The organism is Alcanivorax sp. HI0083 (assembly GCF_001635175.1).
Genome location: NZ_LWFX01000846.1, coordinates 1 through 317, shown reverse-complemented (window position 1 = coordinate 317; position 317 = coordinate 1). Strand labels below are relative to the sequence as shown.

Here is a 317-nt window from a genome sequence, read left to right as displayed (position 1 = left end):
GAGCGTGCAGGTCCACCTGCGCCTTGATCAGGGTATTCATGCCCACACTGGCAATCGACCCGAACATGAGAATCAGAATGCCGCCCATGACCGGCGTGGGGATGCTTTGCAGCAGCAGGCCGAACTTTCCGATAAACGCCAGCAGGATGGCGAAAATAGCCGTCCAGGTCATCACCACCGGATTGAACACCCGGGTCAGCATCACCGCGCCGGTGACTTCCGAGTAGGTGGTATTGGGCGGTCCGCCAAACAGGGCCGCCACCATACTCGCCACGCCATCGCCAGTAAGCGTGCGATGCAGGCCGGGTTTGCGAATG

1 protein-coding gene is annotated in these 317 nt (G+C 60.6%); it reads right to left on the bottom strand.

Annotated elements, in window-relative coordinates; all coding sequences use genetic code 11:
- Positions 1-317: solute carrier family 23 protein (locus tag A3754_RS08100; RefSeq protein WP_304439828.1), on the bottom strand; the 317-nt coding region annotated here is incomplete at both ends.